The organism is Arthrobacter sp. Edens01, assembly GCF_001307035.1.
In the GTDB taxonomy this organism is placed as follows: domain Bacteria; phylum Actinomycetota; class Actinomycetes; order Actinomycetales; family Micrococcaceae; genus Arthrobacter_B.
On sequence record NZ_LKIU01000002.1, the window covers coordinates 337,307 to 357,003 of the forward strand.

Below are 19,697 nucleotides of genomic sequence, written 5' to 3' on the forward strand. Positions count from 1 at the left end.
ACAGGAGGAAAACCATGACTTCAGGATTCAACACCCGCGCCATCCACGCCGGACAGACCCCCGACCCGACCACCGGGGCCGTGATCCCGCCGCTGTACCAGAGCACCACCTATGCCCAGGACGGGATCGGCGGACTGCGCAACGGCTACGAATACGGCCGCGGCACCAACCCCACGAGGGATTCGCTGCAGGAACAGCTCGCGGCGCTGGAAGGCGGGCGCCACGCGTTCTCCTTCAGCTCCGGCCTTGCCGCTGAGGACGCCCTGATCCGCGCGCTGCTGGCACCCGGAGACCATATTGTGCTGGGCAACGACGCCTACGGCGGAACGTACCGCCTGATCAACCGGGTGCTTTCCGCCTGGGGCATCACCAACGCGGCCGTTGACATGTCCGACACCGCTGCCCTGTCAGCGGCCATCTCAGCGGGAAACACAAAAATCGTGTGGCTTGAAACGCCGTCGAACCCGATGATGAAGATTTCAGACATCGCCGCAGTGGCGCAGGCCGCACACGACGCCGGTGCCCTCCTGGTAGTGGACAACACTTTCGCGTCCCCGTACCTGCAGCAGCCGCTGGCCTTCGGAGCGGACATCGTGGTGCATTCGACCACCAAGTACATCGGCGGCCATTCGGACGCGGTGGGCGGGGCAGTGATCCTGAACGACGACGCCGCTGCGGAGAAGATCGGGTTCATCCAGTACGCGGTGGGCGCCGTTTCAGCTCCGATGGAAGCATGGCTGACCACCCGCGGGCTGAAGACCCTGGGAGTGCGCATGGACCGGCACTCTTCCAACGCCATGGCGGTGGCGCGGTGGCTGAAGGACCAGACCGCGGTCGAGTCGGTGCTTTACCCGGGGCTGGAAGAGCACCCCGGCCATGACCTGGCCAAGGCCCAGATGAAGGACTTCGGCGGCATGGTCTCGGTCAGCTTCAAGGGCGGGGAAGCAGCAGCCCGCAAGGTTGCCGAGTCCACGAAGGTGTTTACCCTGGCCGAGTCCCTGGGTGGGGTGGAGTCCCTGATGAACTACCCCTCGGAAATGACGCATGCCTCCGTGAAGGGCACCGAGCTGGCCGTGCCGGAAAACCTGCTGCGGCTCTCCGTGGGCATTGAGGACGTTGAGGACCTCATTGCGGACCTGGACCAGGCGCTGAAGCAGCTCTGATTTCGCAGCCGTCCTGCGCTCAGCGGCGTCCCGTGAGACGGCGCCGGCGCACCTTCGGGTCCGTTTGGGCGTAGAACCGGGTGCTCTGCGGCAGCCACAGCAGCACGGCGCAGGCCAGCAGCAGCGCGCCCAGCGCCATGAGCGAGGGGCCGCGGAACAGCAGGGGGACACCGGCTATCAGCCCCAGTGTGGTCAGGGTTTCCCTGCTGCTGCGCCTGCCGCGGCGGAGCCGCAGGGCGTAGAAGGCGGTGAGGGCACCCAGCGCAATCCCCAGGATGCCCAGCGTCAGCAGGCCCTGGGAATCCTGGCGCTGCGTCTGCGCTGTAAACAGGAACGAACCGCCGGCCAGGAACAGGACGACGGCGGCGACTGACCAGGCTGCCGTCGCCAGCCGCATGGTCCCGGGCATGGGAGTCAGTGGATGTGTCTTGCTCAAGCTGGTTCTCCTTATCGGGGATCCTGCCGCCGCTGGAGGCTGTGCAGGCATCCCGTTCACTGACTACCGTAGCGGCAGTAGGGGACGCGCTGCCCGAACATGACCGACCCTGCCGCAGAGCTTTAAACCGATTAGGGGAAGTTCAGCGGGAAAAACCCCTCCTGAGGCCACTTGGGAAAGGCCGGCAGGTAGAGTGTCGCTCGCCCGCCCGCTCGCCGAAGGGCGGCAGCACAGGAGGGAAGCACATGGCGCAGGGACTGCGTTCTCAGGCCGCAGGCGCGGCGCTGGTGCTCGGTGCGGCCGCGGTCTGCGCCGCGCTGCTGGCACTCGCCATGGTCCTGGCGCCGCGGGACGGCATCGACTTCCGGGTTTACGTGGCCGGTGGGCAGACTGTCCTGAAAGCCAGCGGTGAACTCTATTCCGTGGGGATCCCCAATCCGCCTAATCCTTCGCTGATGTTTACCTACCCGCCCGTATCGGCACTGCTGTTCGCGGTCCTGGCGCCTTTCGGCGACGTCATCGGATTCAACATCTTCTTCGGGCTCTCCCTGGCCTTGACCGCGCTGACTGCGCTGTGGCTGGTGGCTCATTTCAGCGGTTCCGGCAGTGTAAGGGCCGTGCTGAGGGGGTTCTGGCTCCGGCCGGCGGCGATCGTGGCGTTTGGGCTCATAGCAGCCCTGGGGCCATGGCGGGACACACTGGCGCTGGGCCAGATCAACATCATCCTGTTCGCACTGGTAATGATCGACTTCCTCAACCGCAGCGAGCAGTGGCCGCGGGGGCTGCTCACCGGTGTGGCCGCCGGGTTCAAGCTGACTCCGCTGGCCTTCGCCTTCTACTACCTGGTGCGCGGCGACTGGCGGGGGCTGCGGAATATGGCCTTTGGCTTCCTTGCCACCTTCGGGCTGGGGTTCCTGATCCTGCCCCGGGAGTCGAAGACTTATTGGGGAGAACTGCTCCCGGACACGTCACGGGTCGGCGGGGGAGCGTACGTGGACAACCTTTCCTTCCGCGGCGCGCTGCTGCACTTCGCCGGACCGGATGCGGACGTGACTGCCCCCTGGCTGCTCTTGTGCCTCGCCGCAGCGGCTGCTGCAGCCGTCATCATCCGACTGGCAACACTGGCCGGGATGGATCTGCTGGCTCTGGCGGCCGCAGCACTGCTGATGCTGCTGGCCTCACCGGTCTCCTGGTCCCACCACTGGGTCTGGGTGGCCATCTTCCTTCCCCTGACCGCGGCAGCGGTGCAGGGGCTTCCCGGACGGCGAAGGACGATGCGTGCCACCGGCTGGATCCTGCTGGCCGCCACGACGGTGATTTTCTACCTGACACCCAAGGGCATTGCCACTCTGCTGGGCGCGGGGGACCTTGACTCCCAAGCCCCGGGACTGTGGCTGATGGCCGCCAGCGCCGGAGTCTTCTGCGGCGCCGGCCTGCTGGCCTGGTTCCTGGTCCTGCTGTGGCCCGCCCGGCCCCGCCGCTGGTGGCGCGCCGCACCCGTTTCCGGGGATATCCAGGTACCTCGGACCTAGACTGTTGCCCATGACTACCGGATCCCTCCTGGCTATCTGCCGCGTGCACGCCCTGCGGCCCACCTCCGACGCGGTGGGAGTGAGCGCGATCGACAAGCGTGCCGTTGAGGGACCCGTCAAGCTTTACTCGCTGGGGCTCACCGGCGATGTGCAGGCAGACCGCCGGCACCACGGCGGTGAATCCAAGGCTGTCTACGCGTACTCGCAGGAGGACGCGGACTACTGGGCTGCGGAACTGGGCGAGCCGGTGCCGCCGGGCCGTTTCGGTGAAAACCTCCGGGTGGCAGGCATCGACGCGTCCCACGCGGTAGTGGGGGAGCAGTGGCGGATCGGTGCGGATGTGGTCCTGGAAGTGACCTGCCCGCGCACACCCTGCCGGAACTTCGCCCAGTACATGGGCCAGCCGAAGTGGGTGGCCCGGTTCGCCGCGGCCGGACGACTGGGAACCTACCTCCGCGTTGTCAGCCGCGGCTCAATCCAGGCCGGAGACGCAGTGGAAGTCATTTCCCGCCCGGAGCACGGAGTAAGCGTGGCGGACGTGTTTACCGGCCTCTCCGCTGAGCAGCATTTCCGCCTGTCAGAAGCACATTCGGAGGGCATGTACCTGTCTCCGGAAATCCGCAAGGTGCTCCGCCGGCAGGCTGCAGTCCAGGACGCCGTTTAGGCTGTGTGCCGGACCTCACTGCCCTAATCTTCGGGGATAGCGGCTGCCATGCCGTACACTTGAGGAATCCCCCACTCCGGTATTCCCTGATTTCCCTGCGGACTTGAGTCCATTGCAGGTACGTTGTGTTGGGGCCCGCATGAAACATGCGGGCAGATTCATCTCCTGGGAGCGCCGGCAAAGAAATCGTCACACCGAGCCGCGGTCGCAACCCAGTGATACAGGCCCACAGCTGTGACGGAGAGTCCTGCCTGGGATTGCAACAGTGCCCGGACTTATGTACTCGCAGCCGTTAGAGCGCGCTGCCCGGTCCCACTGATGAGGAATACTCCTTTGCTTGATAACGCCCAAGACATTCTTGAAGAAAACACCACCCCCGAAGCTGAAGAAGCCGAGGTGCTGTTCTCTGATTTCGATCTGGACCCCCGCGTCCTTGCCGCTCTGAAGGACGTTGGCTACAAGACGCCGTCGCCTATCCAGGCAGCCACCATTCCGCTTCTCCTCGAAGGCCGCGACGTCGTAGGCCTGGCACAGACAGGTACCGGCAAGACCGCCGCCTTCGCTGTTCCCGCACTGTCCCTGCTGGCCGGACGCCCGGCCACCAAGGACACCCAGGTTCTGGTCCTGGCACCCACCCGTGAACTGGCACTGCAGTCCGCAGAGGCCTTCACCTCCTACGCAGCACACATGGATGCCATCACCGTCCTGCCCGTGTACGGCGGATCCGCTTACGGCCCCCAGCTTGCCGGACTGCGCCGCGGCGCCCAGGTGGTTGTTGGAACCCCCGGCCGAGTGATCGACCACATCGCCAAGGGCTCACTGGACCTGTCCAACCTTGAATACCTGGTGCTGGACGAAGCCGATGAAATGCTGCGCATGGGCTTTGCCGAAGACGTGGAGCAGATCCTTTCCTCCACCCCGGCGGACAAGCAGGTTGCCCTGTTCTCCGCCACCATGCCGCCGGCCATCCGCAAGATTGCCAAGAAGTACCTGAACAACGCTGCGGAAATCACGGTCAAGTCCAAGACCACCACCGGCGTCAACACCCGCCAGCGGTACGTTCAGGTCATGGGCCCGCACAAGCTGGACGCCATGAGCCGCATCCTCGAGACCGAGGACTTCGACGGCGTCATCGCCTTCGTGCGTACCAAGATGGCTACCGAGGACCTGGCTGACAAGCTGAAGTCCCGCGGCTACAAGGCTGCCGCCATCAACGGCGACATCCCGCAGCAGCAGCGCGAGCGCACCGTCGAGGCCCTGCGCGACGGCAAGATCGACATCCTGGTTGCCACCGACGTCGCCGCCCGCGGCCTGGACGTCGAGCGCATCAGCCACGTCTTCAACTACGACATCCCGCACGACACCGAGTCATACGTGCACCGCATTGGCCGCACCGGCCGCGCGGGACGCAGCGGCGACGCCATCCTCTTCATGACCCCGCGCGAAAAGTACCTGCTGCGCGCCATTGAGAAGGCCACCCGCCAGCCCGTTGAGCACATGCAGCTGCCGAGCGTTGACCTGGTCAATGCCAAGCGCCTTGCCAAGTTCTCCGAGCGCATCACCGAGACCCGGAACACCGAAGACCTCTCCGTCTTCCGTGACCTGGTTACCAAGTACATCGCCGAGAACGACGTTCCCGCCGAGGAAATCGCCGCTGCACTGGCCGTTATGGCCCAGGGCGGACGCCCGCTGCTGATGGAAGAGATTCCGCAGGCACCGGCCCGCCAGCGCGAGCGTTCCGAAGGCCGAAACGACGGTTTCGGCTCCCGCGGCCCGACGCGCCCGCTGACCGAAGGCAACGCGACCTACCGCATCGCCGTCGGACGCCGCCAGCGCGTCATGCCCGGCTCGATCGTCGGCGCCATCGCGAACGAGGGCGGCCTGTCCTCCTCGCAGATCGGCGGCATCGACATCCGTGCCGACCACACCCTCGTGGAACTGCCGGCTGACCTTTCCAAGGACCAGCTGCGTGCCCTGTCCCGCACCCGGATCGGCGGCGAGCTGATCCACCTGGAGCTGGACAAGGGACGCCGTCCTTCCCGCGAAGGCGGCTCCTACGACCGCGCTGACCGCGGTTTCAAGAAGGACTTCAAGAAGCGCGACGGCGAGCGGTCCTTCGGTGACCGCGGCTCGGACCGCCCGTACAAGAAGAAGTTCGACGGCGACCGCAGCTTCAGCAAGCCTGCCGGTGCCGGCGCCGGTGCGCGCAAGCCGCGTTTCCGCGACTAAGAGTTCCTAACAGGTTGGGTGTCCCCGGAAAGGGGGCACCCAACCTGCGTTTAACGCCCTTGGTGCTGCCGGTTTGCCGCCGGCGGCGCGGGTTCTGTCTGGTTTACGCGGCGGCTGCGCCGGACACGGTAGAGGTGGAAGAACCATACGCCTGGTCCCAGGACGGGAAACCCGAGAATGCCGAGCAGGCACAGGAACTTCGTGCCTGGCGTCAGGGTACGATCCCGGGCCAGGGAAATGACCGCAGCGACTGTCAGCGCCAGGATCACCGCTCCCATGGCGGTGACCATGAACTCCCATACTGCCGGAACGGCCGGATTGGTGCCTTGGTCCATGCTGGGCTCCTCTTTGAACGCTTGCCGCCTTTCGGCGCGGTTCCGAGTCAGTCTGCCACAGCAGGCTCGCCGTTCAGGAACTCAGCGGCATGCCTGGCGTCCCTGGCGTCCCTGCGCAGCTGCAGTACATCGGCTGCCAGTGCAGCGAAGTCGCGCAGCGTCGCTTCCTGCTCCCCGGTGAGGCTGCGCGCCCTGCGGTCCATGACACAGAGGGTGCCAAGGGCAAGCCCGTTGGCGTTGCGCAGCGGCACTCCGGCATAGAAGCCAAAACCGGGGGACGCGGCCACCAGCGGATTATCAGAGGTGCGCGGGTCCTTCTGCACGTCATCGACGATGAACAGATTGTCTTCCCGGACCGTCACCGGGCACAGGGAGCCGCTCTGATCCGTGGAACCCCTGCTGGCGCCGCTGCCGGACACTGTCCAGACCTGTTCCCCGCCCACAATTGAAACTGCCGCCACTGGAACGCCCAGCACGCGTGCGGTGAGGGCGGTGATCCGGTCCAGGATTGGATCCGCTTCGTCTTCTGACGCCGCTCCCAGCTCCTCGGCCGCACGGACCCGCTCGGGATCCTCACCTGCAGCCATGCTGCGGCGTCCGCGGCCTGCCGTCGCCAAGTCCTGCATGGCCTCGGACACCTCGTGGGCCGATGGCCGCTCAGCGGGGTCCAGGGCCGTCATGGCACGGAGGATTCCAGCCCACTGCCGTCCCAGGGAATCGGGGATCTCCGGACCGCGGAACAGGCGTGCCAGTGCGCTTTCAACCGCCAGGCCGGGAAAGGCGCGCTCTCCGGTCAGGCAGCGAAGCAGTACCAGTCCCAGCGAATAGACATCGCTGTGCGGCCCCGCCGGCTCGGAGCGCACCTGCTCCGGGCTCATGAACCCAGCAGTCCCGGTGAACTCTTCTCCCTGCGGGTTGGGATCTCCGGCCATCTGTGCCACGCCGAAGTCGGTCAGTTTGGCGCGCAGCCGGGTTTCGTCTTCCCGGTAGTCAAAGAGCAGGATGTTCGCCGGCTTGATGTCCCGGTGCACAATGCCGCCGCGGTGCATGTAATCGAGGCCGATAGCCAGGTCATACGCGAGATGCGCTACCTGGCGGGCAGGCAGCTTGCCCGTGGCCAGCCTGCGGCTCAGATCGGAACCCTGGACCAGTTCCATGGCCAGCCACACAATCGAGGTGCCCGACGGCGAAACTTCGGTACCGGCGTCGAACAGTGTGATCAGGCTGTGGTGGTTGAGCTGGGAGAGGACTTTGGCTTCCGCTTCGTTGCGGCTGCGTTCTTCTTCCGTCCGGGCTCGGGAAGCAATGAGTTTCACGGCTACATCGCGGCCCAGCAGTTCATCCACTGCGCGGTGGACCGAGCCCATGGAGCCGGAACCGATCCGCTCCTGCAGGCGGTATCTGCCGCCCACGACCGTTCCGGGACCCATTTGCCTAGGCATCCACGCACTCCTGTAAGAATCTGATCCGGCCGGCAGGGGAACGGCGGTGTGGAAACCCTGTTGTTCCCTGTTATGCAGTCTAAGTCCGCTCTTGCCTCCAGGTGCCGCAAGACAGGCCGCTGACATGCAGAAACAGTGTCTTCAATCACACTGGGGCGGTTTGGGGGAAATCGATTTCGTGATGCGCAGAAAGTACTGGTAGAGTCTTATGTCGTTGCCCCGGACAGGGGCGATGCCCCGATAGCTCAGTGGTAGAGCGCCATCTTGGTAAGATGGAGGTCCCGGGATCGATTCCCGGTCGGGGCTCTCAATGGGAGGGTCCGCGTTTCTAAGCCTGCTGTTCCACACTAGGCCAGGTGCGCGGGCTTGACTCATTTATGGCGGTGTAGCTCAGTTGGTTAGAGCGCACGACTCATAATCGTGAGGTCGGGAGATCGAGCCTCCCCACCGCTACCAAAAGAAAACCCCCGGGATCTTCCCGGGGGTTTTCTGTTTGCCCCGGCACCTGGAAACTACGCAGGGACACGCAGCGCCCGGACCTGGCCGGAAGGGACCGGCTTGTAGGATCACATCAGAGCGCCGTCCCGATCAATCGCACCGAGCACGGAACGAAAGATGCAGACCCGATGACAGAGAACACTCCCGCTGCTGCCGAGCAGGCCCTTCCGAGCCGGCGGGCCCGCAGGGCTGCGCAGAACCCCGACGCCGGTGCCTCCGCCGCGGACGGATCGGTTACACGGCGCGATTCAAGGGCAAAGTCTGATCCAGGGGCTCAATCCGGTTCAGGGACACATCCCGGTGCCGGCGACGGCATTGCCTCCGCTGTGAAACGTTCAGCAGTGCAGGCGCCTGTGGAGGAACCCCTCACCCGCCGGCGTGCCCGGGCGGAACTCCGGTCCTGGGGCGGCAGCACGGTTCCTGCGGCAGAGAATATTCCCGAGGCAGAGAGTGTTCCTGCGGAGCGGGTGCCGGTGGAGACCGCCGCGGATGTCACTGCCGGGCAGGAACCCGTTTCGGATGTTCCCACTGAGCATGCCGGTCCTTCCACCAGCCATGCCGGCCCATCCGCCGAAAGCGCCGGTCCCAGCGCCCGTCCCTCCACCGAATCCGCGGCGTACGATTCCGTGCCCCAGTGGTCCGTCCCGCAGGGCCCAGCCGAAACCGGCCAGGAGCCGGATATGGACTGGACCGAAGCGGCTCCGCCCGAACCCGTGATCCAGCCGGAACCGGCGGCTGCCATAGCGGAGGCGCCCAGCGCGGCGTCCTTTGATCCCCGCACCGCCGTCATCCTTCCCGAATTGCCGGAGGCTCCGCCGGCCCTGCCGCAGCCGGAAGGGGAGGACCGCCCGTTGGCAGACGGCTTCGGCTCCACGGCAGGCAATGCGTTTGAGCCCGTTTTCCTGGAGCCGGAACCGGAACTGGAACCGGAACCGGAATCAGAACCAGAATCAGAAGCTTGGGCCGTAGTTGAACCGGTCCCGGAAGCTGTAGTTGAACCGGAATCCGAAACCTCGCCGGAAGCCGCGGTGGACGCGGAACCGGACCTTGAGGCGGAACTGGACGTTGAGGCGGGGCATCCCGCGGGGTTGCCGCTTGATCCAGTACTGATGCCCTCTGACCTGCGCGAACGCACTCGCCAGGCAGTGCGCGGCGAACCGAACGACGTCCGCAGGGCCACCTTCCTGGATACCAAAACCGCAAAGATCCCCGCCACCCGCGGTTTCCGCGGATTCCTGGCTTCACTGGGGATCCGGATAGCGCCGTCTGCCCGTGAGCTGGAGGAACGGCGGGACACCCGCATGGTGAGCCAGCACTGGCCCGGCCCGCGCACCATCTCCGTGGTGAACGGTAAGGGCGGAGCTAACAAAACGCCCACCACCGTGATGCTGGCCGCCATCTTTGCCCGCAACGGCGGCGGGCCGGTCCTGGCCTGGGACAACAACGAGACCCGCGGCACCCTGGGCTGGCGCACCGAGCAGGCGCAGCACGATGCCACCGTTATGGACCTGCTCCCCGAAACGGGGCTCCTGCTCTCGCCTGCCGCACAGTCGGCCATGCTCGCGAAGTTTGTCCACCACCAGACGGACGACAAATACGACGTCCTGCGCTCCAACCCGAACGTGCTCGCCTCGGAGCAGAAGGTCACGAAGGCAGATTTTGATTCCCTGCACTCCGTGGCGTCGAAGTACTTCCGGCTGAACATCGTGGACTCCGGCAACGATGAAAGTGCCGAACGCTGGCTGCGGATGATCGACCACACGGACCAGCTGGTTATTGCCACCACTACGGTCGAAGAGCATGCCGAGGCCGGTGCCCTGCTCCTGGAAGCCCTCCAGGAACGTGGTGGGAAATATGCGGAACTGGCGCGCGGCGCCGTCGTGATTGTCTCCCAGGCAGACCGTAACGGGACCGAAGCCCAGGCACGCAGGGTGGCCGAGGCGTTCAAGGTGCTGGCACGGGCGGCGGTGACCATTCCTTACGACCCTGCACTGGTCAAGGGACAGATCCGGTATGCCTCGCTCCGGCCGGTAACCCAGCGGGCGTGGCTGAGGGCAGCGGCCGCTGTTGCGGGCGGCCTCTAGAAAGATCAGCTTGCTTATCTTTACCTCTTTTTCCTAGGGTAGGTAGCAGCGGCGGTTCAGACCGGACCGCCAGACCCACGAACGGAGGCAAAATGTCAGCACATGATATTTCCGGCAAGAAGGTCGCTTTCCTGCTCACGGACGGCGTAGAGCAGGTCGAACTCACCAGCCCCTGGGAAGCCGTAAAGGAAGCCGGCGGATCGCCGGTCCTGGTTTCGCCGTCCAGCGGCAGCATCCAGGGCTTCAACGGTGTGGACAAGGGCGACACGTTCTCCGTCGACCTCGATGTCGCCGATGCCAACGCCTCGGACTTCGACGCACTGGTACTCCCCGGCGGGGTTGTGAACGCCGACTACCTGCGCGTGAACAAGGACGCCCAGAAGTTTGCGCGGGACTTCTTCGAAGCTGGCAAGCCGGTCGCCGCGATCTGCCACGGACCGTGGCTGCTCATCGACGCCGAAGTTGTGAAGGGCCGTGACCTGACGTCTTTCCACACCCTTGCCACCGACCTGCGCAACGCCGGTGCCAACTGGAGCGACGAGGAAGTTGTCGTCGACCAGGGACTGGTCACCAGCCGCACCCCGGATGACCTGGAGGCGTTCAACGCCAAGGTTGTGGAGGAGATCTCCGAAGGCCAGCACGCGGGACAGCACGCCTAGGCCTCTTCCCGCCTTTCTCCGCCCCGGATGCCGGCAGGCATCCGGGGCGGAGTGCTGTCCGGGGTTCTGTGCGGGTTGACCCAGGCATTGGATGAGACGTCCATGGTCTTTTGCCCCAGGCTCCCTAGGGTGGGTGGCAACCATGGAGTCCGCATCGGCGGCCGAGCAAAGGGGGAGTATGCCTGCGACCAGCAGCGACAACGTACCGGCGGGCCCAGGCCAGCGGCCGCTGGAGGGGATTGTGGTGGCAGACTTTTCCCGTGTCCTCGCCGGGCCTTTGTGCACCATGACCCTCGCGGACCTGGGCGCCCGGGTCATCAAAGTGGAACGGCCCGGGACCGGGGACGACACACGCAGCTGGGGCCCGCCCTGGTCGCCCACCGGGTCCACCTACTTTGAGTCCGTCAACCGGAACAAGGAGTCGGTCTGCCTGGACCTGGGAGATGAGGGTGACAGGCAGCTGGCCCGCGAACTGGCCCTGCGGGCCGACGTCCTGGTGGAGAACTTCAAGCCCGGCGGCCTGGACCGGCTGGGACTCGGCTACGCAGAACTGAGCGCCGCGAACCCCGGACTCGTCTACGCTTCCATCTCCGGGTTCGGGTCAGCCGGAGGCCGTGACCTTCCCGGCTACGACTTTGTGGTGCAGGCCCTGGGCGGGCTGATGAGCATAACCGGAGAAGCCGACGGCACCCCGCTGAAGGCCGGAGTGGCGCTGGTCGATGTACTCACCGCCAAGGACGCCGCCATCGCCGTCCTGGCTGCGCTCTCCTCCCGGCGGGCGACGGGCAGGGGCAGCCATGTGCAGGTCAATCTGCTCTCAAGCCTCCAGGGTGCGCTGGCCAACCAGGCCCAGGCCTGGCTTGGCGCCGAAGTGGTCCCCGGCAGGATGGGCAATGCCCACCCGTCGATCGTGCCCTACCAGCTGCTGGACTGCGGCGATGTTCCGCTGGCAGTCGCGTGCGGCAACGACGCCCAGTTTGCCCGGCTTGCCGCGGAGCTCGGAGTCCCGGAGCTGGCTTCCGATGAGCGGTTCGCCACCAACAGTGCCCGGGTTGCACACCGGGAAGTGCTGATTCCCCTGCTGGAGCGCCGGCTGGCCGCCGCACCGGCAGCACAGTGGCAGGAACGGCTAAGCAAGGCAGGGATACCGGCAGGAAAGGTCTCCGGCATCGATGAGGGCATAGCGTTCGCCGAGTCCCTCGGCCTGGACCCGGTTCTGGAAGTCCTGGATTCCAACGGCGATCCGGCAGGCCGGCAGATCCGGCACCCGGCCACGTGGGAACCGCCCCTGGCGACCCGGGCTGAGGCTCCGCCAAAGCTTGGTGCGCACACGGAGGAGATCCGGGCGTGGCTTCGGACACCAGTGCACGAAGGTCATCTCTCGCGCTGACGCAGCTCCAGCCACAGCGGCGCCGAAACGTCCGGGTCATCGAGGTCGACGCCGAGCAGCGCCGTTGCGAGTCCGATGCGGTGGCGCAGTGAATTCCGGTGCACGCCCAACGCCCGTGAAGCGTTCTCCCAGTGGCCGCGGTGCCGCAGGTACTCCCTCACGGTTCCCGCCAGGTCCGTTCGCGGGTACTCCGCCAGGGCAGCAGCCCAGGCCTGGGCAGCCGGATGTGCCGGTCCTGCTGTCCCGGCGAGTGCGCCGGCGGCCGCCTGGCCGAGCGCACGTCGCAGGCCAGGAAGCACCCCGGGGACTTCGCCCAGCGTGACGGGTTCGCTGACCGCGCCGGACAGCTCCGGCACCTCTGCGGGCAGCGGCACGGACTCAGCTGCCGCCCAGGCCTCCTGGCCGTTGTCGGGCACCAGGACGTAGAGCACTCTGTCACGCTCGTGCCGGAGCGTGCAGGAAGTGCTCTGCGCCGGCAGCGGCTCTACCCCCGGAGCAGGTTCCAGTGACAGCGCCGCCCGCACCAGCTGCTCCGCAGCGTGCCCGCCGGGTGCGGAGAGTGCCAGGACCCGCACCCGCCGGGGGAGCTCGGAGTGCCCTGCGTCTTCGGCCAGTATCCGTGCTGCTTCGGTGAGCCCGTGCAGTATCAGCTTGGCTACTGCAGACTGGAGGACTGCCGCGGCACCGGAGGCAGCCTCACGCTGCCGCGCCTTGAGAGCCAGGAGCGTGCAGACCGTCATGATTACCTGGCGGTCGGGCGCTGCGAGCTTCCGCCCCGGGCCCACCGCCAGGAAGCCGTGGATCCGGCCGTTGACCGCAATGGGGTACTCCACCACAGGCTGGCCGTGCAGCTCGAAAGTCGCAGCCGAATGGGTACCAGCGCGGTTTAACCGGATGGTCTCTTCGCGCAGGGGCTCGAGCAGGGCGCCGGTGCTCTCCGGCCAGTAACGTGCAGGCTCGGTACCCGAGGGTAAAAACACGGCCCACCCGCCCAGCGCCTGGGCAAGTCCGCGGACGACGGCGGCGGCGCCGTCCGGCCGCATGGCGGCCTGTGCCAGCGAAGTCTGGGTTCCCAGGCTGCCCAGCAGCTCGGCCTGCCCGCTGCGGGCAGAAAGGGACCAGAATGCCCGGGAAACGTTTTGGAAAGGCACGCCGTCGGGGACGGCGAGCAGATGGATGCCTGCCTCGTCACACGCCTGGGACAAATAGTCCGGCACCTCCGCAAGCCAGGGCCCCAGGCCAATGCCGAGGGCATGCAGGCCCTTGGCGCGCAGCCGTTCCACGTACCTGGCAGTCGTTGCCGGACTCCCTCCCAGGGGCATGCCCGTGGTCAGCAGGAGCTCGCCGCCGTCGAGGTACGGCGTGGGATCCTCCAGCTCGGAGACGTGGACGCCGGTCAGCTGCCTGCCCCGGAGGGAGTGGCCGCTGACGGGAACCAGATGCGGGCCGAGCACCGCGCAAAGCTCAGAAAGGGAGACCATGGGATAAATCATCCGCTATCGGGCCGGAACTTGGCCGGAATGCTCAATGACGCATGTCGCAGGCGTCCGTAGCGTGTGGTCATGACTTTCACTGCATCCGAGGCCACGCTGCCCCAGACCCGTCATCTTGCCACCGCAGTTCCGGGGCCGCGCTCCCGGGAACTGCACGCTGAACGCAGGCAGCAGGTCAGTTCTGGATTCGGCACGGTGCTGCCGGTCTTCATCGAGCGGGCAGAGGGCGGAATCCTCCAGGACGTGGACGGAAACCGTTTCATCGATTTTGCCTCGGGCATCGCAGTGACCAGCGTTGGCGCGTCCAACGCCCGGGTCCGGGAGCGGGTCGCAGCACAGCTGGAGCGGTTCACCCATACCTGCTTTATGGTCACCGAATACGAATCCTTCACACAGGTGTGCCGCTGGCTCAATGAACACACCCCGGGAACTTTCGAGAAGCGGACGGCTCTCTTCTCCACCGGTGCGGAAGCGGTCGAAAACGCCGTCAAGATCGCCCGCGCCGCGACAGGGCGGCCGAACGTCCTGGTCTTTGACGAGGCATACCACGGCCGAAGCCTGCTCACCATGGCCATGACGGCAAAGGAAAACCCCTACCGCCTCAACTTTGGCCCGCTGCCGGGAGAAGTGCTGCGGGCACCGTCAGCGAATCCGCTGCGTCCGTCCCGGGCGTCCGTTCCCGGGGCCGATCCTGCCGCTGCCGCGCTGGCCGGCGTCGAAGAGCTCCTGTCCGAGCACGGGGCCGGGTCCTTCGCAGCAATGGTGATCGAACCGATCCAGGGAGAGGGCGGTTTCGTTGTCCCGGCCCCCGGTTTCCTGCAGGGGCTGCGGTCCCTGGCCGACCAGCACGGGATTGTGCTGGTTATCGATGAAATCCAGGCCGGCATGGGCCGCACCGGCACCCTCTATGCCAGCGAGCACGAAGGTGTGGCCGGAGACATCACGCTCAGCGCCAAGGCCCTGGCCGGCGGGCTGCCCCTCTCCGCAGTCACGGGGCGCGCGGACCTCATGGACGCAGTGCACACCGGTGGCCTGGGCGGAACTTACGCCGGCAACCCGCTGGCCTGCGAAGCGGCACTCGCCGTCTTCGAAGAATTCGAGGACGGCACGCTGCTGGCGAATGCACGTGCAATCGAAGAGACGGTCCGCGAAGTCCTCGAACCGCTGGTGGCCCAAGTGCCCGCGGTTGCCGAGTTCCGCGGCCGGGGCGCAATGCTGGCCCTCGAATTCGCGGACCCGGAAACTCTGGAACCGCGTGCGGACCTGGCCCAGGCCGCGTCCGCAGCCTGCCACGCCCAGGGCGTGCTGACACTCACCTGCGGCACCTACGGCAACGTCATCCGGCTCCTGCCTCCGCTGGTCATACCCCGGGACCTGCTCCTCGACGGACTTCATGTCCTGCGCTCGGCCATCCTCGAAGCCGCGGCGAATTCCTAGCCAGCTGCCAACCGGTCAACCACCGCCAGCCGGCTGACGCCGGCCGTCCGAAAGAGATGAAACACCATGAGCACAACCACCGCACCTGCCACGGAGACCCTGGACCCCTCGGACCTGATCAGTTTCGACTCGCTGCTGACCAGCGAGGAACTGGAGCTGCGCGCCCGCGTCCGCACTTTCGTGGATGAGGCTATCCGCCCCAACATTGCAGGATGGTTCGAGGCAGCACACTTCCCGCTGGAGATAGTCCCGGAAATGGGGAAGCTTGGCCTGCTGGGCATGCACCTGCACGGGTACGGCTGCGGCGGACGCTCGGCCGTGGAGTACGGACTGGCCGGGGCTGAACTGGAAGCCGGAGACTCCGGGCTGCGGACATTCGTCTCCGTCCAGGGGTCACTGGCCATGAGCGCGATCTCCAAGTGGGGTTCCGAGGAACAGAAGACCCGCTGGCTTCCAGGCATGGCCCGCGGCGAGGAAATCGGCTGCTTCGGCCTGACCGAGCCCACTGCCGGTTCGGACCCTTCAGCCATGAAAACCTTCGCCCGGCGCGACGGCGATGACTGGGTACTAAACGGCACCAAGCGCTGGATCGGCCTCGCCAACGTAGCCTCCGTGGCAGTCATCTGGGCACAGACCGAGGAGGGAATCCGGGGTTTTGTGGTTCCCACTGAAACTGCGGGCTACACCGCAACGCCGATTGAGCCCAAGCTGTCCATGCGAGCCAGCATCCAGTGCGAAATCGAGCTCAGCGACGTCCGCCTGCCCGCCGACGCGATGCTCCCCGGGGCACGCGGACTGCGCGGTCCGTTCTCCTGCCTCAACGAGGCACGCTACGGAATCATCTGGGGATCCATGGGCGCGGCACGGGATTCCTTCGAAGCTGCGCTGGCCTACTCCAAGGAGCGGCTGCAGTTCGACAAGCCCCTGGCCGGGTACCAGCTTACCCAGCAGAAGCTCGTGGATATGGCCCTGGAAATCAACAAGGGGTTCCTGCTTGCCCTGCATCTGGGCCGCCTGAAGGACGCGGGCACCCTGCAGAACCACCAGATCTCCGTGGGGAAACTGAACAACGTCCGCGAAGCCATCGCGATCGCCCGCGAAGCGCGGACGATCCTGGGCGGCAACGGCATCACCCTGGACTACTCGCCGCTGCGCCACGCGAACAACCTTGAATCGGTGCGCACCTACGAGGGCACGGACGAGGTACACACGCTCATCCTCGGCCAGCACCTCACCGGCGTCCCAGCCTTCCGCTAACCAGTCCGCACACCACACAGGAGAACCCCTTGGCCAACAACACACCTGCCGCAGCGCTCCGGCAGTTCATCGCCGGCAAATGGGAAGACGGCGAGGCCGCCCGGCTCAGTTCCGCCAATCCCGCCCGTCCGCAGGAAACCGTGGCGGAGGGGAACCAGGCGTCGGTGGAGCAGCTGAAGCAAGCGGTAGCTGCGGCTTCTGACGCGGCACGGTCCTGGGCAGCGGTGCCGATGCACGAACGCGGCGCCGTCCTGCTCCGTGCTGCCGCCCTGCTGGAGGGGTCAGCCGATGAACTCGGGCTGGAACTGGCACGTGAAGAAGGCAAGACCCTGGCTGAGGGCAGGGGAGAAGTGGCCCGCGCAGCGCAGATCCTGAGGTACTACGGGAACGAGGGAGACCGCAGTGCCGGAGAAATCTTCTCCTCTCCGAGACGCGGCGAACAGATCCTGGTAGTGCGCAAGCCGCTCGGCGTCATCGGCGTTGTCACCCCGTTCAATTTCCCCATCGCCATCCCCGCCTGGAAGATCGCTCCTGCCCTGGTGTACGGCAACACCGTGGTGTGGAAGCCTGCCAGCACCGTGCCGCTCCTGGCACAGCGGCTCGCCGAGGCCCTTGACGCAGCCGGTCTGCCCAAGGGTGTCCTGAACCTCGTGATCGGTCCGGGTGCCCTGGGAAGTGTACTGGTGGAACATCCACTGCTGGACGGACTCACCTTCACCGGTTCCACCGGGGTGGGCCGGAAGCTCGCGGCGGCCGGCGCTGCACGGGGAGTCCCCGTGCAGGCGGAAATGGGCGGAAAGAATGCCGCCGTTGTCCTGGCCGGGGCAGATCTTGACCTGGCCGCAGAGCAGGTACTGTTCGGTGCGTTCCGGTCCACGGGGCAGAAATGCACGGCAACGTCGCGGCTGATCGTGGAGGAACAGGTCGCGGATGACCTGCTGGCCAGGCTGACCAGCAGGTTGGGGGAGTGGTCCACGGGGGACCCGGCCGACCCCTCAATCCACATGGGCCCACTGGTCAGCGCGTCAGCGGCAGCGGACGTGCGCAGGGGGATCGACGCCGCAGTTTCCGCCGGCGCCCGTGTTGCCTTCCAGGGTTCAATTCCCCGGGACGCCGGCGAAGACTCGGCGTTCGTGGCGCCAACCATCCTGGAACTGCCGGAGGGCTCCGAAGCGGAACGCAACCCGGCCTGGACTGAGGAGTTCTTCGGCCCGGTGCTGGCAGTCCGCCGGGCGGCCAGCACCGCCCAGGCTTTCGAATGGGCCAACCAGGGAGACTACGGCCTCTCCGCCGCGGTCTTCACTCAGGACGTCACCCGGGTGCTCGACGCCGTGGACGGCCTCGACGTCGGGATCCTCCACGTAAATTCCGAGTCCGCCGGTGCAGACCCGCACGTTCCGTTCGGCGGGGCGAAGAAGTCGGGGTACGGACCCAAGGAGCAGGGCCAGTCCGCCAGGGAGTTCTTCACCCACACCACCACCGTTTACCTCCGCGGGGGTACCCCCGGCTAGTACTGTTCCCTCCAACAGTCGAACCGCTGGTTCTGCACCACCTTCACCAACGCTCTGCATCACACGCACCGCAACCAAAGGGGTAAGGGAATGGCTACATCGGAAGTCGGCGCCGCGAAAGCGGAACCCTCGCTGTTGAAGGTCCTGGGCAACTGGGACGTCCTGGCACTTGGATTCGGAGCCATGATCGGCTTTGGCTGGGTGGTGCTGACCGGGGACTGGATATCCTCCGCCGGAACCATGGGCGCCGTCCTGGCCATGGCGGCGGGCGGGCTGATCATGGCCGTCGTGGGGCTGACCTATGCAGAGCTCGTGGCGTCCATGCCCAAAGCAGGCGGCGAGCACAACTACCTGCTGCGGGGCATGGGGCCGCGCTGGTCGTTCATTGGGTCATGGGCGATCACCGGCGGTTACATCAGCATTGTTGCCTTTGAAGCCGTTGCCCTTCCCCGCACCGCCACCTACCTCTTCCCCAACCTCAACGCCGTGCCGCTGTGGGAGATAGCCGGGGACCAGGTGCACCTGACCTGGGCGCTGGTTGGCGTGATTGCCGCCGTTGTAATTACCGGCATCAACATCCTCGGCGTCAAGCAGGCGGGTATCGCGCAGACCTTCGTGGTCCTGCTGCTGCTCGTCATCGGCCTCATGCTGGTCTTTGGCTCCTTTACCGGCGGTTCCGCAGTGAACATGGAGCCGTTCTTCAGCGGCGGCCTGGGCGGATTCTTCGCCGTCCTGGTGGTGGTGCCGTTTATGTTCGTCGGCTTCGACGTGATTCCCCAGTCCGCAGAGGAAGCCAAAATCCCGCCCCGGCAGATTGGGCGCCTGGTAGTCATCGCCGTCGTGCTCGCCACCGTCTGGTACGTGGGTGCAATCCTCACGACCTCGTCCGCCATGCCCGCCTCAGAGCTGGCCGGAGCAGACATTGCGACGGCGGACGCCATGGGTGCGCTGTTCAACAGCGACACCATGGCCAAGGTCCTGATTGCCGGCGGTATAGCGGGCATCCTCACCTCGTGGAATTCCCTGCTTCTCGGAGCATCACGGCTGATGTACTCAATGGCCCGTTCCGGAATGCTGCCGGAGTGGTTTGGCCGCCTGCACCCGAAGTACCGCACCCCGGCCAACGCACTGCTGTTCATCGGCGGACTATCGGTCCTTGCACCGTTCTTTGGGCAGAACATGCTCGGCTGGCTGGTGGATTCCGGCTCACCCAGCATCGTGATCGCCTACGCGATGGTCTCGCTGGTGTTCGTCCTGCTGCGCCGCCGCGAACCAGGCATGGACCGGCCGCTGCGGATCGGAGGCCGGGGCAACGGCGGGCAGGTAATCGGGATCGCGGCGCTCATCCTGTGCCTGGGACTGCTTTCGCTCTACCTGCCCGGAATGCCCGCAGCCCTGGGCCTGGCGCCATGGGTGATGTTCGGCCTGTGGTGGATCCTGGGCATGGTTTTCCTGTTCCGGATTCCAGCCGGGATCCGTCCCGGGATCGGTGCCGAAGAGAACCTGCTGGAACGCCTGGCTGCCCGGAAGGGACGCTAGCGGCCGGCCCGGCTGTTGTCCGTGGACC

At 66.2% G+C, this 19,697-nt stretch carries 15 protein-coding genes and 2 tRNA genes; 13 read left to right on the plus strand and 4 right to left on the minus strand.

Annotated elements, in window-relative coordinates; all coding sequences use genetic code 11:
- Positions 1–14: 14 nt before the first annotated feature.
- Positions 15–1,163, plus strand: a complete 1,149-nt coding sequence (locus AO716_RS01975; protein ID WP_055239278.1) for a cystathionine gamma-synthase — start codon at positions 15–17, stop codon at positions 1,161–1,163.
- Between the two features lie 19 nt (positions 1,164–1,182).
- Here AO716_RS01975 and AO716_RS01980 read toward each other — a convergent pair whose 3' ends face one another.
- Positions 1,183–1,599 carry a hypothetical protein gene (locus tag AO716_RS01980; RefSeq protein ID WP_152969826.1) on the minus strand — a complete coding sequence of 139 codons (417 nt, stop codon included), beginning with the start codon at positions 1,597–1,599 and terminating at the stop codon, positions 1,183–1,185.
- 245 nt (positions 1,600–1,844) lie between these two features.
- Between AO716_RS01980 and AO716_RS01985 the strand changes: the two genes are divergently transcribed.
- The 3 genes from AO716_RS01985 (at position 1,845) to AO716_RS01995 (ending at position 6,024) form a co-directional block, all read left to right on the plus strand.
- Complete coding sequence (locus AO716_RS01985; RefSeq protein ID WP_055239280.1) at positions 1,845–3,131, plus strand: glycosyltransferase 87 family protein; 1,287 nt, start codon at positions 1,845–1,847, stop codon at positions 3,129–3,131.
- A 10-nt stretch (positions 3,132–3,141) separates the two neighbouring features.
- Positions 3,142–3,795: an MOSC domain-containing protein gene (locus AO716_RS01990; RefSeq protein ID WP_055239281.1), complete on the plus strand. Its 654-nt coding sequence runs from the start codon at positions 3,142–3,144 to the stop codon at positions 3,793–3,795.
- A 318-nt stretch (positions 3,796–4,113) separates the two neighbouring features.
- Positions 4,114–6,024 carry a DEAD/DEAH box helicase gene (locus AO716_RS01995; protein WP_082413248.1) on the plus strand — a complete coding sequence of 637 codons (1,911 nt, stop codon included), beginning with the start codon at positions 4,114–4,116 and terminating at the stop codon, positions 6,022–6,024.
- A gap of 50 nt (positions 6,025–6,074) precedes the next feature.
- Here the strand turns inward: AO716_RS01995 and AO716_RS02000 are convergent, their stop codons facing one another.
- Positions 6,075–6,359, minus strand: coding sequence for a PLD nuclease N-terminal domain-containing protein (locus AO716_RS02000; RefSeq protein ID WP_055239283.1), 285 nt, complete (start codon positions 6,357–6,359; stop codon positions 6,075–6,077).
- A gap of 47 nt (positions 6,360–6,406) precedes the next feature.
- On the minus strand, positions 6,407–7,801 hold the full coding sequence (locus AO716_RS02005; RefSeq protein WP_160317899.1) for a protein kinase domain-containing protein: 1,395 nt from the start codon (positions 7,799–7,801) through the stop codon (positions 6,407–6,409).
- A 234-nt stretch (positions 7,802–8,035) separates the two neighbouring features.
- On the opposite strand from AO716_RS02005, the gene AO716_RS02010 reads away from it, so the two are divergent.
- From AO716_RS02010 to AO716_RS02030, 5 genes are all read left to right on the plus strand, one after another.
- Positions 8,036–8,107 (plus strand) — tRNA-Thr (locus tag AO716_RS02010).
- A gap of 73 nt (positions 8,108–8,180) precedes the next feature.
- Positions 8,181–8,257, plus strand: a tRNA-Met gene (locus AO716_RS02015).
- Between the two features lie 170 nt (positions 8,258–8,427).
- Complete coding sequence (locus tag AO716_RS17490) at positions 8,428–10,383, plus strand: AAA family ATPase (protein WP_200907573.1); 1,956 nt, start codon at positions 8,428–8,430, stop codon at positions 10,381–10,383.
- A gap of 92 nt (positions 10,384–10,475) precedes the next feature.
- Positions 10,476–11,042, plus strand: coding sequence for a type 1 glutamine amidotransferase domain-containing protein (locus AO716_RS02025; RefSeq protein WP_055239285.1), 567 nt, complete (start codon positions 10,476–10,478; stop codon positions 11,040–11,042).
- Between the two features lie 178 nt (positions 11,043–11,220).
- On the plus strand, positions 11,221–12,432 hold the full coding sequence (locus tag AO716_RS02030; protein WP_055239286.1) for a CaiB/BaiF CoA transferase family protein: 1,212 nt from the start codon (positions 11,221–11,223) through the stop codon (positions 12,430–12,432).
- Here AO716_RS02030 and AO716_RS02035 read toward each other — a convergent pair.
- Entirely contained in the window at positions 12,417–13,913 is a 1,497-nt protein-coding gene (locus AO716_RS02035) for a PucR family transcriptional regulator (RefSeq protein WP_055239728.1), read from the minus strand. The genes AO716_RS02030 and AO716_RS02035 overlap by 16 nt on opposite strands.
- Before the next feature lie 81 nt (positions 13,914–13,994).
- Here AO716_RS02035 and AO716_RS02040 point away from each other — a divergent pair, with 81 nt between their 5' ends.
- The 4 genes from AO716_RS02040 to AO716_RS02055 all read left to right on the plus strand — a co-directional run bounded on the left by AO716_RS02040 (position 13,995) and on the right by AO716_RS02055 (position 19,669).
- Positions 13,995–15,362, plus strand: a complete 1,368-nt coding sequence (locus tag AO716_RS02040) for an aminotransferase class III-fold pyridoxal phosphate-dependent enzyme (protein ID WP_055239729.1) — start codon at positions 13,995–13,997, stop codon at positions 15,360–15,362.
- 66 nt (positions 15,363–15,428) lie between these two features.
- On the plus strand, positions 15,429–16,619 hold the full coding sequence (locus AO716_RS02045; RefSeq protein ID WP_055239287.1) for an acyl-CoA dehydrogenase family protein: 1,191 nt from the start codon (positions 15,429–15,431) through the stop codon (positions 16,617–16,619).
- A 29-nt stretch (positions 16,620–16,648) separates the two neighbouring features.
- Complete coding sequence (locus AO716_RS02050) at positions 16,649–18,130, plus strand: aldehyde dehydrogenase family protein (RefSeq protein WP_055239288.1); 1,482 nt, start codon at positions 16,649–16,651, stop codon at positions 18,128–18,130.
- Positions 18,131–18,220: 90 nt separating this feature from the next.
- Positions 18,221–19,669, plus strand: coding sequence for an APC family permease (locus AO716_RS02055; RefSeq protein WP_055239289.1), 1,449 nt, complete (start codon positions 18,221–18,223; stop codon positions 19,667–19,669).
- Positions 19,670–19,697 lie beyond the last annotated feature (28 nt).